Genomic DNA, 16989 nt, shown 5'->3' on the forward strand with positions numbered 1-16989 from the left:
TAGTTGGAGGCGAGTATATGGAGACGAATCGTCCAAGTCCGGATGCACTACTGGTGAATTTGCAAGAAGAAACAACAGATTCTTCAGTAGGTAAGTTAAAAATATATTTTGGATTTGCAGCAGGTGTTGGGAAGACTTACGCCATGTTAAGTGATGCCAAGGATCAACTAGCAGCGGGTGTAGATGTAGTAGCGGGTTATATTGAACCTCATGCTAGAGAAGAAACACTTAGAATGTTAGAAGGAATTCCGATTATCCCTCCTAAAGCAATCAATCATAAAAATATCGCGCTTAAAGAATTTGATTTGGACGAAGCTTTGAAACGAAAACCGGAACTTATTTTGGTAGATGAACTCGCACATACGAATGCATCAGGCGTACGCAATAAGAAACGCTTTCAAGATGTGGAAGAATTGCTCCAAGCGGGAATCGATGTATATACGACTGTCAATGTGCAACATATTGAAAGCTTAAATGATATTGTAGAAGGTATCACTAAAGTAGCTGTTCGCGAAACGATTCCTGACTATGTTTTTGATGAGGCGGACCGAGTAAAGTTAATTGATATTGAACCCGATGAACTTCTAAAACGGTTAGAACAGGGCAAAATTTACCAGCCAGCGCGCGCAAAAACAGCCATGCAGAACTTCTTCACTAGAGAAAACTTAAAACTATTGCGTGAAATTGCGATGCGAAAAGCAGCCGACCGAATTAGCCACGAATATGATCAAACAGGTGTTTATCCAGAAAAGCGAGCGAGTAGTAAATGGCTAGTTTGTATTAGCACTTCGCCTTCGTCTGCAAAACTTATTCGTTGGACAGCGCGCACCGCCGAGGCTTTCCGCGCACCATGGACCGCTCTTTATATTGAAAATGAAGAAAATGATTACATGACTAAGGCAGAGAAAAAATGTCTTCGGGAAACAATGGAACTCGCTGAACGACTTGGTGCTGAAATTGTCACACTGGCTGGACATGACATTGCAGAGACAGTAGCCGAATACGCCCGGTTGACAGGAGTTACAAATATCGTCGTTGGAAAATCACGTCGCCGTATGGGATTAAGGTCTTTATTTGAAGAAGATTTTGAGGATCGCCTTATTACGCATCTGGATAATGTTGATATGCATATTATCCCATCAAGCCAACCAAAAACTAAAAAACGCCGAATGAAAATGCGTTTTAAAAACTTCTTGACTTGGCATGATATGGCAAAAATGATTTTACTGCTAACTTTGGCAACAGCGATATGTGTCGCTTTAAGTGAATTTGGCATCGGCGATCAAAATGTTATTATGGTGTATATTTTATCCGTGTTAATTATTTCTCGCGTAACAAGCGGCTATGTTTATGGTGTTATGGGTTCTATCATTGGTGTGATGTTATTTAATTTCTTTTTCACGACACCACTTTATACGTTTAATACAATTCAAGCGGGCTATCCGGTGACGTTCGGAATTATGCTTTTAGTCGCTCTTATTACAAGTGCGCTAACTGTGCGAATTAAAACGCAAGCTAGCCTAGCTGTCGAGCGCGAACGTCGAACCGAAGTGCTTTATGAAATCAACAAAAGGCTATTAGTCACCCGCAATTTAAAAGGAATTATTGATTTAACTAATGAATATATTTTGCATCTATTTAGTCGTTCTGTCATTTTTTATTCTGCGGACCCTGCTAAAAGTAATAAAGGGATTTTCGTACAAGCGGAAGGAAAAGAAGATGCGAGTGCGCTTCTTAGTGCGGATGAAGAAGCTGTCGCGCACTGGGTTTTTAAAAATAAAAAGCGGGCTGGTGCCGGAACTGATACATTGATGGGAGCATTTGGTTATTATATGCCAGTCATGTCGCAAGGGAAAGTGCTTGGGGTTATTGGCGTTTCTTGCTCCTCGGAAGATGGTCCGCTTACACAAGATAATCGGATATTTTTACGAATGATTAGTTCCCAAGTGGCGCTAGCTCTAGAACGGCAATATTTATCAGAAGAACAACGCCAAATCATTATCGAATCAGCCAAAGAAAAAATGAGAAGTAATTTACTTCGGGCAATTTCACATGATTTAAGAACACCGCTAACAGGTATTGTTGGAGCAAGTTCAGCCTTACTTGAAAAAGAAACGGAATTAGATAAAGAAACAGAACACAATTTGATTAAAGGTATTAAAGATGATTCTGGTTGGCTCATTCGGATGGTTGAGAACTTATTATCTGTTACACGAATTAGTGAAGGCTTAGTGAGCTTGGAACGAGCCCCAGAAGCTGTGGAAGAAATTGTTGGTGAGGCTGTTGGTCGAATAAAAAAACGTTTCACAGATCGAACTATCCATGTCAAAGTACCACGTGACCTTCTTATGGTTCCAATGGACGGTACGCTAATTGAGCAAGTCCTTATTAATTTAATGGAAAATGCGCTACGACATGGTGGGCCTGGTGCGGAAGTTTGGGTGAACGTGACGAAAACGAAGGAAAGTGCGATTTTTAGTGTTCGTGATAACGGAAAAGGCATTCCGGAAAATCGCTTGCCAGATTTATTTGATACTTTTGCTGTGGAAGCGAGAGAACGTTCGGATATGTCGCGCGGACTAGGACTTGGTTTATCGATTTGTATGTCGATTATTCGAGCGCATGACGGGACTTTAGAAGCGAAAAACAACGAACATGGCGGGGCGACATTCTGGTTCACTTTGCCACTAGACGGAGGAGATGGAAAATGAACAGCAAACGACTTGTGCTAATTGTGGAAGATGAAGAAGGCATTAGTAATTTTATTTCAGCTGTTTTGACGGCTAGCGATTATGCGGTGATTAAAGCAGTGAACGGTAAAGAAGCGCTAGAACAGACAGCTAGCCATTCACCGGATGTAGTGTTGCTTGACCTTGGTTTGCCAGATGTGGAAGGACTAGATGTGCTCCGGGATATTCGTGTTTGGTCAAAAGTGCCGATTATTGTTGTATCTGCGCGTGATCATGAACGGGAGAAAGTAACTGCACTTGACCTTGGCGCAGATGATTATATTACGAAACCATTCGGCACATCAGAACTACTTGCGCGTATTCGAACAGCGCTACGACACATTCAACCAAGCAGCAAAGAAGCGCCAAATGACCATATTATCCACATTCAAGACCTTTATATCGATGACGATCGCCGACTTGTCAAAATGGGCGATACAGAAATTCACTTTACGCCGATTGAATATAAAATTTTGCTCCTATTAGCTCGCCATGCTGGAAAAGTCCTTACACATGATTTTATTATTCGGGAAATTTGGGGACCTTATCCAAGTGAAAACCAAGCACTGCGGGTAAACATGAGTAATATTAGGCGGAAAATCGAAAAAAATCCTGCTGAGCCAGCCTATATTTTGACGGAAATAGGTGTTGGGTACCGGATGGCAGAAGAATAATATGTTATGATAAAAATAAACGCCAGGAGGAATTAGTATGCATAAAACAATCCGTAGCGTAGACGTTTATTATGAAAAATATGGTGAAGGAATACCAATAATAATGATTCATGGCTTTGCGCCTGATTCGCAGCTGATGATTGGTTGTATGGAACCAGTTTTTGACAAAGAAAGCCCGTTTTCACGCATTTATTTAGATTTACCAGGAATGGGAAAAACCGAGAACTATGATTCTATTCAAAATGCCGACCATGTACTCACTTTGTTGTTAGAATTTATTGAAGCAGTAATCCCTGGCCAGCAGTTTATACTCGCCGGGGAATCTTATGGTGGTTATTTAGCTCGTGGAATAGCAGCAAAAATGCCAGGTAGAGTGCTTGGTCTCTTGCTTATCTGTCCAGTAATCTACCCAGAAAAGGAAAGAAGAACATTACCAGAACAAAAAGTCATGTATGAAGATGAAGCTTTTTTGGAATTGTTATCTGTGGAAGACAGAACTTATTTTTCAAAAAGTGGCGTCATTTTAACAGCGAGAAACTGGAATCGTTTCTTAGCAGAAGTAATGGCTGGAATAATTAATGCGGACTCGGAATTTTTGGACCGATTATCAGCAAACTATGCGCTGAGCTTTGACCCAGATGAAAAAGCTTTGTTCGATATACCGGCATTATTCTTATTTGGTCGTCAAGATGATCATGTGGGATACGCAGACGGGCTTACATTGCTCGAAAAATATCCACATGCTTCTTTTGCTATTCTTGATTTTGCAGGGCATAATTTACAAATTGAACAACCAAAAATATTTACAACAATGGTAGAGGATTTCTTGTTCCGCGTAAAACCAGAATAAGTTAACCTTTGTGACCACCAACCATTTCAGAACGTTTTAATCCAGTCGCTCCATTTAGTAAACTGCTCGCATGCATAAGTGATTTAAAACCATAACGAGTGCGAATTTTATCGACAGTTACTTCTAATTGCTCGTGATTTAATGTGCGAGTGGCGTCCTCAAATAGATTGAGTTGCAGTCCGGTTTTTAAAGTGAGTTTACCACACGAAATCGCAATGGAGCGCACGGGTTCGCGTTCATCGTAACGTCTGAATAGTTGCAAGAAATAAGGGATAAGCGCATGACTACTACTAGTAGAAGGGATTTTAGCTTGATGGCTGAATCCTTTTTTTATGCTGTATTTGCTGTAGCCGATACTTAAATGAATAACCTCCGTATCCACATGGTTTTGGCGCAAACGCATTGCTACTTCCTCAACCATTTCACGAATAACTATCTCCACTTCAGCCGGAATATGATAGTCTTTTTCCAGAATTTGGCTTTTTCCATAACTTTTACTAACAGGGACATATTTTTCGTTTAAAAGACTGTAATCAATTCCGTGTGCGTGATAGTAAAGCTGTTCGCCAATAACTCCCATTGCGTTTTTTAATACTTGGGGCGGGGTTTGGCTAAGTTGATACATAGTGAAAATCCCCATTTTTTGTAGTCGAGTAGCAGTCCTGTGACCGATTCCGCATACATCATCTAAATGCTTAATCTTCCAAATTGTTTCTGGGACATCTTCATAGCGCCATTCAGCGATTCCATCATCACGGTTTTTAGCCACATTATCAAGAGCGAGCTTGGCAAGAAGTGGATTGTCACCAATGCCAACAGTGACATACAGCCGTAATTCCTCTAAAATATCACGCTGAATTTTATGGACAATTTCTTTTGTACTACCAAATAACAGATGTGATCCAGTGATGTCTAAAAAGCATTCATCAATACTGTAAACATGAATGAATTCTGCAGGAACGTATCGTCTAAAAATAGCTTGAATCATCGCGTTTACTTTTAAATATAGTTTCATACGCGGTGGTGCAATAATAATGCGCTCATCCCAAGTAGGGAGTTCATACATTCTTGACCCTGTTTTAATGCGGTGAATTTCTTTCATTTTTGGTGTTGCAGCTAAAACAAGTCCACCAGCCCGGTCGCCGTTACTCATTACTACTAAATAAGCTTCCAGTGGATTCAGCCGACGTTTGACACACTCAACCGAGGCGAAAAAACGATTTAATATCGATGCACAAAATATCACGGCGTGGTGCACGGCTGTAATCTTCTACTTGTACCATTTGTCGACACTCCTTTCTTCTATGTTTCGAATGGCAGAGAAGGAAAGCGGGACAGTACCTTCAGAGTTTTTAATATAAATGGTGTTATTTTCCACTCCTGAAATACGACCAATAATATCATTTTCAGGAGCGGCTTCTGGATTTAATGGTTTTTTCTGGATAACAAGCGTAGACTGATGTGTCATCGCGCTAGCTAGTACGCTTTCGATAAATTCTGTAGTCATAGCTTCTTTCCATACTAAAGTTGGCTCAGCATTTTGCATCTCTTCTGTATGTTCACTTAATAAAAAACCGCCCCATTTCTTCATGCCGCGATCTTGGTAGCTCATATGATGACACCCCCAATATTTCAAATAATTAGCTATTACTTATATATATTATACGAACAAACGTTCTTGTTAGCAATGCGTAAATGTTCTCATTTGTGATATAGAAACGGGAATAAATTACTATTTGTGAAAGATTAATAAAATGAATATAAAAAAAGACCAAGCCTATAAGTAGACTTGGTCGTTATAATTTTTTAAGCGTGGCTATCTTCATAAGCAGTGATTTGTCCTACACGATTTGCGTGCCGGCCACCTTCATACTCGGTTTCTAACCAAATTTTGACAATATCTTCTGCTAGTCCTGGACCTATGACTCTCGCTCCAAGTGCAAGGACATTTGTATCATTATGTTCGCGAGTTGCATGAGCGCTAAATGTATCACCAACAAGCGCGCAACGAATTCCTTTTACTTTATTAGCCGCAATACTCATACCAATACCTGTACCACAAACTAAAATCCCGCGATCAACTTCATTATTCCCGACTTTTTCACTAACCGTAATCGCGAGTCCAGGGTAATCCACTGATTCTGGTGTTTCGGGTCCAAATTCTTCATAACTAATTCCAACGCTTTCAAGATAAGAAATAATACTTTTACGTAATTCAATTCCGCCATGGTCTGAAGCAATGGCAACTTTACTAACTGTCATTTTTTCTCCTCCTGCCGTATAATCAATACCTTCATTATACATGAATTAGAGTTTTTCAACAGTCTTTCTGTTGCGCCAAGGTTTTGCATGGACAATAATAACGTCGCAAGGTGCATGAGCGGCCGTATATTCAGACACACTACCAAGAATAAATTGCTCCGTTACCGAAAGTCCAGTTGCGCCTACTAAAATCAAATCGGGTTCAAAATTTCGAGTTATTTTTTTATTAAAGGTAGTTTTTGGTGTACCAAAGTGAACAAAAGTTTCTACATGCATGACACCAGCTTTTTCGGCCTCTTTTTTGTACATTTCAACTAATTCTTCTCCGTAGGCTTTGGCTTTTTTTGCATAGGTTTGCTCATAATCAATTAGTGGTGCAATTCGGCGTACATCAGCAACAAAACCAATACCAAGCGTGGCACCATCCATTTTGGCAAATTGAACAGCTCGTCTTAGTGCGGCTTCCGCTTCGTTTGATCCATCAACACCAACAAGAATTCGTTTGTAAGCAGACATTTTGTATCACCCTCTCAAAAGTTTTCCCCTTATTTACTTAATACCCATAAATAAAAGAAAGAAGCATGATTAAAGAGAAAATTTTGTGGTACTATGAGGAAAAGGAGGTTTCTTTATGGCAAAGCTTACAAATTTTTATCCAATTGTAGCTACACCAAAACGTATAGGCTATAAAGAATATCTACCAAGTGCGAGGCTTACGGGGTATATTCGTTGTTTTTGGGAGGCCGATGATAAGAATTTCCCGGGAAATAATCTAGTAGTACCTGATTTATGCGCGGATATTATTTTTACGATAGATAGGAAAACAGGGTTAGTGACTGATGCTGTATTTGTTGGAGTTAGTAATGCGCCGTTTGAATCTGATAATGAAAATAGTAGTGAGTTATTTGCAGTACGTTTCTATGCGTGGTCGTTGTTTTTATTTGTCGAACAGGATTTGGCGGGGAGTATGAACCGAGTAAATGAGCCGGAAGATATGTTTCGCGGAATCACCCGATTTTTTCAGGAAGAATTTTCAGAAACAACGACGAATAGCGAAAGAATCACCTTATTAGAAGAATTTTTATTACGAAAATTATTGACGCTTGGTAAACCCGTTCATGCCGATTTTTTAAATGAATTAGATGGGTTGCTGCGAAATCCAAATCAGCAGAAGCTAGGCGTAATCTCTGAGCGACAGTTAGAACGGCTTTTTCAAAAACATATGGGACTCGCACCAAAACAAACTGGAAAATTGATTCGTTTTCAAAATGTGTTGCAGTCTTTATATAAAAATCCAAGCGTGTTAGGTGCGGAACTGGCTTATCTGCATGGTTTTTCAGATCAAGCGCATATGATTAAACAATTTAAGCGATATAGCAATCACACGCCAGACGAAATAAAACAAATTCTTCTGCAAAATGTCGCAAATATACAATGAAAAAGAAAATTGATTTGTTAAACTATCGATATGGAGGTGCTTTAAATGATTAATGAATTTGTTTGTACGAATATTTCCACGCAAAATCCGGCAGAGCTAGTCTCCTTTTATCACGAAAAACTGGGAATCCCTCTTATCTTTGAAGGGTACGATAATTACGATGGCGCAAAACTAGGCTTTTCCGAAAATGCTCCTGGGATTATTGTCTGGAATAGTGGTAAATGGGGCAAAACAAGTGAATCTAAGGTGGAATTTGTATTCTCTTGTGATACTAATTTGGATGACATGTATCAGGAACTTCGCGATTTAGGTGTTGTGACTCCGGAACCACGTGTGGCTGAATGGGGTGGGCGCGAACTTAATTTGTTTGACCCAGATGGTAATAAAATCATGATTTTGGAGCCTGGCGAATGAGTGAATTTGATTGGATACGAGATGAAATCAGCAATCTTCCAGGCGTAACCTATTCCTTTAAAGAAGAATGGGAAGCAGAACGTTACCATGTGATTGACCAATTAATGGCGATGCGAGGGACGAATAAAGAAGGAAAACCTATTTTAACATTGAAGTGTAATGCTGAAAAAAGTGAGCAACTTCGCGCGGAAAACCTTACTGTTGTGCCAGGTTATTATATGAATAAGCGGGTTTGGATTTCAGTCTTACTAGAAGACGAGCAAAATAAAGACTTGATTCGAGCATTAATTCACCATGCTTACTTAGAAGCAAAGAATAAATTACCCAAATATAAACAAGCGGAACTAGGAACTTTTTGACTAATTTAGTTGAAAAGTTCCTAGTTCTGTTATAATAAAGATGATTGTGAAAAAGAAAACAAAAAGGGGATGAAAAGATGGATATTAATATGTTTATCCTATACTTCTTCATTTATTCTGTTCTCGGATGGGCTTGGGAAGAAGTTTTTTGCTCGATTTCAGAGAAGAAGTTAGTGTATCGTGGTTTTCTTTATGGACCATATTGCCCCATTTACGGGTTTGGGGTAACGGCAGTTTTAATGATGATTTTACCATTTCAAAATAACTTATGGGCCTTATTTATTTTTTCGATGATTATATGTACGGTAATTGAATATATTACTGCAACGGTTTTGGAAGCATTATTCCATACAACATGGTGGGATTATCACAACTGGCCGCTAAATGTAAAAGGACGAATTTGCTTGCCGATTTCGATTTTTTGGGGATTTGCTTGTATTATCGTTGTACGTTTCTTGCATCCACTTGTCACTGAATTTGCGGATTGGATTTTAAGCTGGGGTGGCTGGATTATTCCTTCGCTTATCGTGGTTCTGATGCTTATCGACACCATTAAATCTGTCACAAGTATGCTATCATTCCAAAAAGCACTTGCTGAATTTAATGAAAAACTAAACACACAAGCGAACGAGCTAAAAGCAAGTGTAAAAGAACGAGCGAAAGAATTTGAAGAAGGACTTTTGAAAAAACAAGAAAATGTCGATATGAAAATTGCTGAAATCGAAGCAAAACGTAAACAAGACAAAGAACTTGCTGCCAGCATGCGCAAACTTAAATTTAATGAACGACGAATGTTAAAATCATTCCCGAAAATGAAAGTGAAACGCGCAGCACCTTTTAAGAACTTCAACAAAAGTTTGCTTAGAGTGGATAAGCAAAAAAGAAAATAGGTACACTGACTATGGCACGAATGGTATTTTTTATCATTTGTGCCTTTTTTTGCGTGATTTTTTACAAAACGTATAGAAAGAACCGTTTATCTTTTGTATGATTAAGAAGAAACAACGCCCCGCAAAACTCCATTACTTCATTCTCATTTTTGTTTCAAAGCAAATTTTACCTCTCTTCCAGAAGTTTCATAATCACGCTATATAGCAAGCTTTACAAGCAACTTTTGCATATTTACAAATAACAGGTTTGTTAAAAAAGTCACAAGTAAAGCCCAATGATGTACATTCTTTCCGCAAGTTATTGGGATGAAAGCGTGTACATTTTTATTAGATTTAGATTTATAATTAAAACGAACAGGAGGGAACTAACATGTATTTGGATGAGAGAAGTAATTCACTTTTAAAAGAACTCTTACGACATCCTGACACATCGAGTACGAACTTACAAGCCAAATTCGGTTTAACTCGAAGACAAGTCGACTATAGTTTCCAAAAAATTAACAACTGGCTAGAAGAACAGACTTATCCGAAGATTCATCGTGCTGCAAATGGTCGATTTATCGTAGAACCTGACCTGTTTCAAATCATTGGTGAGGAAGATGGCGAAAAAACAGATTGGTATATTCCGTCAGAAAAGGAACGTGCCAGTTTAATCATCCTCATGTTAACAACAGGAAGTGAAGAGTTATCCCTTAATCACTTTATAAGCGAGCTGGAGGTGAGTAAGAACACCGTATTACGAGATTTGAAGCTGGTACAGAAAACACTCGATAAATTCAATCTTGAAGTAAAATATTCGCGGATGCGTGGCTATTTAATTGAGGGAGATGAGTGGAATCAGCGGACAGCACTCATTTATGCGGCAGAACACATTATAGAAAGTTTTGGTGGCGAAGAGTATTTACAGGATTTCATGCAAGTGGACGAAGCAAGAATTAAAGAGCTTCGGGAAAAATTGGAACAAGTGGAGCATCACTTAAATTTGCATTTTATTGACAATAAAATGCAAATACTGCCTTACATTTTAGAAGCTGTTTTTCGGCGGATGAAGAAGGGGCAAACAATTACGACATCTTTCCTGATTGACTACAATGAATTGTCAGATACTCGGGAATACGGAGCAGCAGAGATTTTTATTGAAGAAGAGCCAAATATGCCAGAAGCAGAGCGTATGTACATCACATTACAGCTTTTAACTTCCAATGTACTTCCGAAACAATATTTGAAATCGGAGGAAACACATAAGTTAAGACTGGCGCTGGAACAAGTTCTAAGCGAATTTGAGAAAAAGGCTTGTATTCAACTAGTAGACAAAGAATCGTTACTTGAAAAATTATTTGCACATATTAAACCTGCGTATTATCGGATTAAGTATCATCTTACAACAGATTACAGCATTTTAGACAAGATTGATCAAGAATTCCAAGCCGTGCATTACATCGTGAAAGAGTCGCTCAGGCCATTAGAACGTTTTATTGGTAGCAAAGTTCCTGAAAATGAAAGCATATTTATTACCCTTTTTATTGGAGGGCATTTAATCGAATCCACGGAAAAATTGCAAACAAGGCTAAAAGCAGTCGTGGTTTGTCCGAATGGATTGTCGATTTCGAGATTGATGGAAAAAACATTACGAAGCCTTTTCCCAGAAATATTTTTCTATCAAGCGATGTCGATTCGAGAATTTGAACAAACAAAGTTAGGCTATGACATTGTATTTTCCGCAGTGCCACTTTCGACCGATAAGAAATTTTTCCTAATTAATCAATTGATGGATGGAAAAGAGCGCCTCGAGCTTAGACGCCGGGTGATGCGGTCTGTTTACTTAGTGGATGAGGTGAATATCAGCGTCGACCAATTAATGAAAACTATTTCCAAATTTGCTGATATTAAGGATGCTGCCCGTCTTGAAAAAGTGCTAGCAGACTATTTAATGCCAGTACCAGAAGAAAACATATCCAAACACACAGGCAAAAGCACACTCGCAGATTTGCTTGAAGTAACACGAATCACACGTAAGAAATCTGTGAAAGACTGGCATGAAGCAATTTATGATGCAGCTTTACCGTTACTTTCAGCGGGAGTGGTGGAGCCAGCCTATGTGGAAGAAATGAAACGGCAATATCCGGCACCGATTATGAACATCATTCTCCGTAATACGATAGCTATCCCTCATGCTGAAACGGAAAAAGGAGTAAATAGCCTCGGAATGAGCTTGCTATATGTAGAGGAAGGCTTGCCGCTAGAAGGTGGTAAAGAGCTACATTTTATCGTCGTCATTGCAGCCATAGATAAAAATGCTCACTTCACAGCTTTACTACAATTGATGGAATTATCGGAGAACAAAAAAGAACTGAAAAAACTTGCGGATGCCAGAAATACAGAAGAAATGCACCAAATAATTAAAAACTTCACGGACTTGGAAACAAAAAAGACAATGTAGAGAAGTCAGAAAGAATTACAGGAGGATTTCGTAATGGATTTAGTACAATTTTTGAAAAAAGGAATGGTTTGGGTTCAATCGGATATCGAGAAACAAGAGGACCTATTCCAAATGGTCGCAGAAAGTGGAAAGTCTGAAGGATATGTAACGGATGACTTTTTAACAAGACTAACAGACCGTGAACAAACCTTTCCAACGGGGCTAAAATTAGATGGATACGGCGTGGCATTACCGCACACGGATCCAGAATGCGTTACGGAACAATTTATCGCCGTAATCACTGTGAAAGATGGCATTCCATTTAAATTAATGGAAGATGCTGGTCAAACGGTTGAAGCGAATTTGATTTTCGTACTCGGACTAAATGAACCTCACAGCCAGCTCGCGGTACTTCAGCAATTGATGGGGACGATTCAAGATAAAGACAATGTAGCCGCATTACTCAGAGCGAAAGATGAAGACGAAGTAAAACAAATTTTAGAAACTATTACCGTTTAAAAAACAGGAAAATTAGCCGCGGGAAATCGCAGCAATTAATTAGGAGGAATTTATCATGGGACAATTTAAAATTTTGGTAGCTTGTGGAGCAGGAATTGCAACATCAACAGTAGTAACAGACAGAGTAGAACGTTTGGTAAAAGAAAACAATGTGGATGCAGAAGTAAAACAAATTAAAATCTCAGAAGCAGCATCCATGCAAGATGGAGCAGATTTAATCGTATCAACAACTATTTTACCAACAACTTACAAAATCCCAGCTATTATTGCAACTTCTTATATCACTGGTATGGGTATGGAAGAGCTTGACGAAGAAATACTTGCGCACCTTAAATAAAGGCTGCGCAAGGGAGTTTAGAAATCATCATTAAACAGAGAAAAAAAGGAGGAAATATTAAATGGATACACTTCTGTCAGGAGTACAGTATGTTTTAAACTTGGGGCCTACAGTTATTTTGCCTATTATGATTTTCTTTATTGCATTAATTTTCCGAGTACCAGCAAAGAAAGCGCTTCGTTCAGCGATTACGATTGGTATCGGGTTTGTAGGTATTAACCTTGTTATTAGTTTACTATCTAGTAACTTAGGTCCGGCAGCACAACAAATGGTTGAGCGTTTTGGACTGAATTTAACAATTATTGATGCAGGTTGGCCAGCAGCAGCCGCGGCTTCATGGGCTTCTCCAGTTGCAGCAATTCTAATTCCAATCTGTTTGGTAGTTAACTTAGCACTTATTTTCTTCAAAGTTACGAAAACACTTGATATTGATATTTGGAACTACTGGCACTTTATCGCAGCAGGCGCGACTGGTTATATCGTAACTGGTGGTAACTGGTGGTTCGCGATTCTTTGTGCGATTATCTATGAAGTTGCTGTTCTTTGGATGGCAGACAGAACACAACCTATGGTAGAAGAATTTTATGGCTTAAAAGGGATCTCCTTACCAACAGGTTCTACAGCAGCATTCGGTTTCATCGGTATTCCGGTTGGTTGGCTAATCGCTAAAATCCCTGGTATTAAAAACATCCATGTTGACCCAGAAACTATTCAAAAACGTTTTGGTATTTTCGGGGAACCAATGATGATGGGTCTTATTCTAGGTATTGCAATCGGTATTCTTGCAGGCTATGACGTTGGGGCAGTGGCACAACTTGGTATGTCCATGGGTGCGGTAATGTTCTTAATGCCTCGTATGGTTAAAATTTTAATGGAAGGTTTAATTCCAATTTCAGAATCCGCTCGTGAATTCATGAAATCTCGTTTCAAAGGCCGCGAGCTTTATATCGGACTTGATGCAGCACTTTCAATTGGTCACCCAGCGAATATTTCTACTGGTTTAATCCTTGTTCCAATCACTCTTTTCTTAGCGGTTATCATTCCTGGTAACAAAGTACTTCCTTTTGGTGACTTGGCAACTATTCCATTCTACGTATCTTTCGTAGTAGCATCTCGTAAAGGTAACATTCTTCACTCTGTTTTAGCTGGAACTGTAGTTATTGCACTAGCGCTTCTTATGGCAACTGACTTCGGTCTTGTGCATACAGAAATGATGAAAGGTGTTTACGAATTCCCTAAAGGAGCAACACAAGTTAGTACACTTGATATGGGTGGTAACTTCTTTAACTGGGTTATTCTTAAATTCTCTCAAGCTTGGGCAGCTATTTTCTAAGTTTTGTTTTAATGATATAGAAGAGGTGATAGTAACATGAGAGCAGCTGTGTTATACGAGAATAATGTAATAAAAGCAGAACAAATTGATGAAGCGACTTGTGGAAAAGATCAAGTTCGTGTCGAAGTAAAAGCAGTTGGAATATGTGGATCGGATATTCATAAAATGCAAACACGCTGGAAATACCCACTGCCTGCTGTAATGGGACATGAATTCGCAGGTGTAGTTACAGAAATTGGTAGCGAAGTAACAAACGTAGCTATCGGCGACCGGGTTGCGGGGATTCCGCTCGAGCCTTGTATGGAATGCAATTATTGTAAAGCGGGCGACTTCGCACTATGCGATAACTACCGGATGGTGGGATCACATTTCCACGGCGGATTTGCTGAGAATGTCGTAATGAAAGCAGACAATGTCATTTCTATCGGCGACCTTGATTTTGAAGAAGGTGCGATGATTGAACCGCTTGCTGTATCGATGCACGGGGTACTTGGGATTGAACCAAGACTTGGTGATACAGTTATCGTATTTGGGATTGGAACAATCGGGATTTTGGTTGTACAATGCTTACTTCTTGCGGGTGTGAAAGATATTATCGCTGTCGATATCAGTGATAAAAAGTTAGCGGATGCGCGGGAATTTGGTTGTAAATATACCATTAATCCTAAAAATGAAGACCTGAAAGAACGAGTTTTCGCTTATACGAATGGTCTAGGTGCTGACATTGCGCTAGAATGTGCTGGCTCGAAAATCACCCAAGAACAATGCCTTCTTGTAACGAAGAAAAAAGGTAAAGTTGGATTTCTAGGAATAGCTTACGCAGATGTACTTTTACACGAAGAAGCTTTTGAAAATATATTTAGACGTGAACTTACGCTTAAAGGTTTTTGGAATTCTTACTCGGCACCATTCCCAGGTGAGGAGTGGCGTACATCGATTGAATTTGTGAAACAAGGTCGAATTAAGCTGAAACCACTAATTTCGCATCGTTATAAGCTAGAGGAAACGAAAGAAGCGTTTGATATGATTCTTTCCAGAGAGCATGATTATAACAAAGTGATGATATTGCCGCAGAAAGGTGACGATTAATTTGAAAGCAGTAGTAAAAACAAATCCCGGATATGATCAAATGGAGCTAAGAGACGTGGAAGAACCACAAGTTTATGGCGACAAAGTAAAGATAAAAGTAGCATTTACAGGTATTTGCGGATCAGATATCCATACGTTTAAAGGTGAATACAAAAATCCAACAACCCCTGTCACACTGGGACATGAATTTTCTGGTGTCGTTGTGGAAGTTGGTCCAGATGTGACAAGTATCAAAGTGGGAGACCGCGTCACAAGTGAAACAACTTTTGAAACTTGTGGAGAATGTATTTATTGTAAAGAACATGATTACAATTTATGTAGCAATCGTCGCGGCATTGGTACGCAAGCAAATGGTAGTTTTGCAGAATTTGTTTTGTCTTGCGAGGAAAGTTGTCACGTGCTTGATGAACGTATTTCGCTAGAAGCAGCAGCACTAACAGAACCGCTTGCATGTTGCGTGCATTCAGCGCTTGAAAAAACAACGATTCGTCCAGATGACACAGTACTTGTTTTCGGACCTGGTCCAATTGGTTTATTACTCGCTCAAGTTGTAAAAGCGCAAGGGGCAACGGTAATCATGGCAGGAATTACCAAGGATAGCGACCGCTTACGTCTAGCAAAAGAACTTGGAATGGACCGGATTGTTGATACCTTAAAAGAAGACTTAGCTGAAGTTGTGCTCGGCATGACGGATGGTTACGGAGCTGAACGCGTATTTGATTGTTCAGGTGCAGTACCAGCTGTAAACCAAGGATTACCTCTAACGAAGAAAAAAGGCGATTTTATTCAAGTAGGACTTTTTGCCGAAAAGAAAAATGCAATTGACGAAGAATCTATTATCCAACGTGAAATTGCTTATATCGGCAGCCGTTCGCAAAAACCATCTTCTTGGATTTTGGCGCTCGATTTACTTGCTAATGGCAAAATCAATACGGATAAAATGATTACTAAAGTATATGGTTTAGACGACTGGCGCGAGGCTTTCGAGGCAGTTATGGCAGGAAATGAAATTAAAGTATTAGTGAAATCTTAATAATGGAGGATGGGCTGTATGAAAAAACATCAAAAAAAGGATAACCGTGCAAACGAATCCAAAGCTTCTCGGGCTCAGATGTTTTACAGTAGTCATCCTTAGAAATGAGCCGAGAACATATTCGCGTATGTTCTCGGTTCCATTTCATTATAAGACGTTAAAAGAAAAAAATCTATTAATGAAGGTGAAATTAAATGAAATTAACAATTGGTTGCGACCACGGCGGACGTAGACTAAAAGATGCCATTGTGAAACATTTACGTGAAAAAGATATTGAAGTTGTTGATATTGGAACATATACAGACGAAAGTGTCGATTTTCCGTCTTATGCGGAAGAAGTTGCGAATCAAGTAGTAAGCGGACAAGCTGATCTTGGGATTTTGTGCTGTGGGACTGGAATAGGCATGAGTATCGCTGCTAACAAAGTAGACGGAATCCGTGCAGCAGTTGTTTCTGATACTTTTTCAGCGCGTGCTACTCGTGAACATAATAATAGCAATGTTCTCTGCCTGGGCGAACGCGTTATCGGCGAAGGATTGGCTCTTTTACTTGTTGATACTTGGCTTGAGGCATCATTTGCAGGAGATCGTCATAAACGTCGCTTGGATAAAATTACTGAACTTGAAAGAAAGTGAGGATGGAA

General features: G+C 39.3%; 18 protein-coding genes. 14 read left to right on the forward strand and 4 right to left on the reverse strand.

What is annotated here, in order from left to right; translation table 11 throughout:
- Positions 1–17 precede the first annotated feature (17 nt).
- From HCB38_RS13520 to HCB38_RS13530, 3 genes are read left to right on the forward strand one after another with little or no spacing between them, the layout of a single operon-like run.
- The gene (locus HCB38_RS13520; protein ID WP_185319762.1) at positions 18–2711 is read left to right on the forward strand and encodes an ATP-binding protein; all 2694 of its coding nucleotides are present in this window, start codon (positions 18–20) and stop codon (positions 2709–2711) included.
- Positions 2708–3403, forward strand: a complete 696-nt coding sequence (locus HCB38_RS13525; RefSeq protein ID WP_185319763.1) for a response regulator — start codon at positions 2708–2710, stop codon at positions 3401–3403. Before HCB38_RS13520 ends, HCB38_RS13525 begins: the two co-directional genes overlap by 4 nt.
- Positions 3404–3440: 37 nt before the next feature.
- A complete protein-coding gene (locus HCB38_RS13530; protein WP_185319764.1) occupies positions 3441–4253 on the forward strand; it encodes an alpha/beta fold hydrolase in 813 nt (270 codons plus the stop codon).
- A 1-nt stretch (position 4254) separates the two neighbouring features.
- On the opposite strand, the gene HCB38_RS13535 is transcribed toward HCB38_RS13530, so the two are convergent.
- The 4 genes from HCB38_RS13535 to HCB38_RS13550 form a co-directional block, all read right to left on the reverse strand.
- The gene (locus tag HCB38_RS13535) at positions 4255–5511 is read right to left on the reverse strand and encodes a Y-family DNA polymerase (RefSeq protein ID WP_185319765.1); all 1257 of its coding nucleotides are present in this window, start codon (positions 5509–5511) and stop codon (positions 4255–4257) included.
- 12 nt (positions 5512–5523) lie between these two features.
- Positions 5524–5865, reverse strand: coding sequence for a hypothetical protein (locus HCB38_RS13540; protein ID WP_185319766.1), 342 nt, complete (start codon positions 5863–5865; stop codon positions 5524–5526).
- Between the two features lie 194 nt (positions 5866–6059).
- Positions 6060–6515 (reverse strand): ribose 5-phosphate isomerase B, encoded by a 456-nt coding sequence (gene rpiB / locus HCB38_RS13545; protein ID WP_185638785.1) that lies wholly within the window; start codon positions 6513–6515, stop codon positions 6060–6062.
- A 45-nt stretch (positions 6516–6560) separates the two neighbouring features.
- The gene (locus HCB38_RS13550; RefSeq protein WP_185638786.1) at positions 6561–7031 is read right to left on the reverse strand and encodes a universal stress protein; all 471 of its coding nucleotides are present in this window, start codon (positions 7029–7031) and stop codon (positions 6561–6563) included.
- 115 nt (positions 7032–7146) lie between these two features.
- On the opposite strand from HCB38_RS13550, the gene HCB38_RS13555 reads away from it, so the two are divergent.
- From HCB38_RS13555 to rpiB (HCB38_RS13605), 11 genes are all read left to right on the forward strand, one after another.
- Positions 7147–7953 (forward strand): helix-turn-helix domain-containing protein, encoded by an 807-nt coding sequence (locus HCB38_RS13555; RefSeq protein ID WP_185319769.1) that lies wholly within the window; start codon positions 7147–7149, stop codon positions 7951–7953.
- 45 nt (positions 7954–7998) lie between these two features.
- Entirely contained in the window at positions 7999–8367 is a 369-nt protein-coding gene (locus tag HCB38_RS13560; protein WP_185319770.1) for a VOC family protein, read from the forward strand.
- A complete protein-coding gene (locus HCB38_RS13565; RefSeq protein ID WP_185638787.1) occupies positions 8364–8726 on the forward strand; it encodes an MmcQ/YjbR family DNA-binding protein in 363 nt (120 codons plus the stop codon). Before HCB38_RS13560 ends, HCB38_RS13565 begins: the two co-directional genes overlap by 4 nt.
- A 77-nt stretch (positions 8727–8803) precedes the next feature.
- Complete coding sequence (locus tag HCB38_RS13570) at positions 8804–9616, forward strand: putative ABC transporter permease (protein WP_185619595.1); 813 nt, start codon at positions 8804–8806, stop codon at positions 9614–9616.
- A gap of 370 nt (positions 9617–9986) precedes the next feature.
- Positions 9987–12056, forward strand: a complete 2070-nt coding sequence (locus HCB38_RS13575) for a BglG family transcription antiterminator (protein ID WP_185319773.1) — start codon at positions 9987–9989, stop codon at positions 12054–12056.
- A 33-nt stretch (positions 12057–12089) separates the two neighbouring features.
- Entirely contained in the window at positions 12090–12554 is a 465-nt protein-coding gene (locus HCB38_RS13580) for a PTS sugar transporter subunit IIA (protein ID WP_003724974.1), read from the forward strand.
- Positions 12555–12609: 55 nt separating this feature from the next.
- A complete protein-coding gene (locus tag HCB38_RS13585; RefSeq protein ID WP_003722023.1) occupies positions 12610–12891 on the forward strand; it encodes a PTS sugar transporter subunit IIB in 282 nt (93 codons plus the stop codon).
- A gap of 61 nt (positions 12892–12952) precedes the next feature.
- The gene (locus tag HCB38_RS13590; protein WP_003722022.1) at positions 12953–14224 is read left to right on the forward strand and encodes a PTS galactitol transporter subunit IIC; all 1272 of its coding nucleotides are present in this window, start codon (positions 12953–12955) and stop codon (positions 14222–14224) included.
- 36 nt (positions 14225–14260) lie between these two features.
- Complete coding sequence (locus tag HCB38_RS13595; RefSeq protein WP_070211020.1) at positions 14261–15313, forward strand: galactitol-1-phosphate 5-dehydrogenase; 1053 nt, start codon at positions 14261–14263, stop codon at positions 15311–15313.
- Between the two features lies 1 nt (position 15314).
- Positions 15315–16346, forward strand: coding sequence for a zinc-binding dehydrogenase (locus HCB38_RS13600; RefSeq protein WP_185638788.1), 1032 nt, complete (start codon positions 15315–15317; stop codon positions 16344–16346).
- A 194-nt stretch (positions 16347–16540) separates the two neighbouring features.
- A complete protein-coding gene (gene rpiB / locus HCB38_RS13605) occupies positions 16541–16981 on the forward strand; it encodes a ribose 5-phosphate isomerase B (RefSeq protein ID WP_003764201.1) in 441 nt (146 codons plus the stop codon).
- Positions 16982–16989: the final 8 nt, after the last annotated feature.

Source organism: Listeria farberi, assembly GCF_014229295.1.
In the GTDB taxonomy this organism is placed as follows: Bacteria; Bacillota; Bacilli; order Lactobacillales; family Listeriaceae; genus Listeria; species Listeria farberi.

What these genes read in the sequence shown, in the direction of transcription:
- HCB38_RS13520 (WP_185319762.1), top strand. Translation starts at nt 18, where the DNA reads ATGGAGACGAATCGTCCAAGTCCGGATGCACTACTGGTGAATTTGCAA.
- HCB38_RS13525 (WP_185319763.1), top strand. Translation starts at nt 2,708, where the DNA reads ATGAACAGCAAACGACTTGTGCTAATTGTGGAAGATGAAGAAGGCATT.
- HCB38_RS13530 (WP_185319764.1), top strand. Translation starts at nt 3,441, where the DNA reads ATGCATAAAACAATCCGTAGCGTAGACGTTTATTATGAAAAATATGGT.
- HCB38_RS13540 (WP_185319766.1), bottom strand. Translation starts at nt 5,865, where the DNA reads ATGAGCTACCAAGATCGCGGCATGAAGAAATGGGGCGGTTTTTTATTA.
- rpiB (WP_185638785.1), bottom strand. Translation starts at nt 6,515, where the DNA reads ATGACAGTTAGTAAAGTTGCCATTGCTTCAGACCATGGCGGAATTGAA.
- HCB38_RS13550 (WP_185638786.1), bottom strand. Translation starts at nt 7,031, where the DNA reads ATGTCTGCTTACAAACGAATTCTTGTTGGTGTTGATGGATCAAACGAA.
- HCB38_RS13555 (WP_185319769.1), top strand. Translation starts at nt 7,147, where the DNA reads ATGGCAAAGCTTACAAATTTTTATCCAATTGTAGCTACACCAAAACGT.
- HCB38_RS13560 (WP_185319770.1), top strand. Translation starts at nt 7,999, where the DNA reads ATGATTAATGAATTTGTTTGTACGAATATTTCCACGCAAAATCCGGCA.
- HCB38_RS13565 (WP_185638787.1), top strand. Translation starts at nt 8,364, where the DNA reads ATGAGTGAATTTGATTGGATACGAGATGAAATCAGCAATCTTCCAGGC.
- HCB38_RS13570 (WP_185619595.1), top strand. Translation starts at nt 8,804, where the DNA reads ATGGATATTAATATGTTTATCCTATACTTCTTCATTTATTCTGTTCTC.
- HCB38_RS13575 (WP_185319773.1), top strand. Translation starts at nt 9,987, where the DNA reads ATGTATTTGGATGAGAGAAGTAATTCACTTTTAAAAGAACTCTTACGA.
- HCB38_RS13580 (WP_003724974.1), top strand. Translation starts at nt 12,090, where the DNA reads ATGGATTTAGTACAATTTTTGAAAAAAGGAATGGTTTGGGTTCAATCG.
- HCB38_RS13585 (WP_003722023.1), top strand. Translation starts at nt 12,610, where the DNA reads ATGGGACAATTTAAAATTTTGGTAGCTTGTGGAGCAGGAATTGCAACA.
- HCB38_RS13590 (WP_003722022.1), top strand. Translation starts at nt 12,953, where the DNA reads ATGGATACACTTCTGTCAGGAGTACAGTATGTTTTAAACTTGGGGCCT.
- HCB38_RS13595 (WP_070211020.1), top strand. Translation starts at nt 14,261, where the DNA reads ATGAGAGCAGCTGTGTTATACGAGAATAATGTAATAAAAGCAGAACAA.
- rpiB (WP_003764201.1), top strand. Translation starts at nt 16,541, where the DNA reads ATGAAATTAACAATTGGTTGCGACCACGGCGGACGTAGACTAAAAGAT.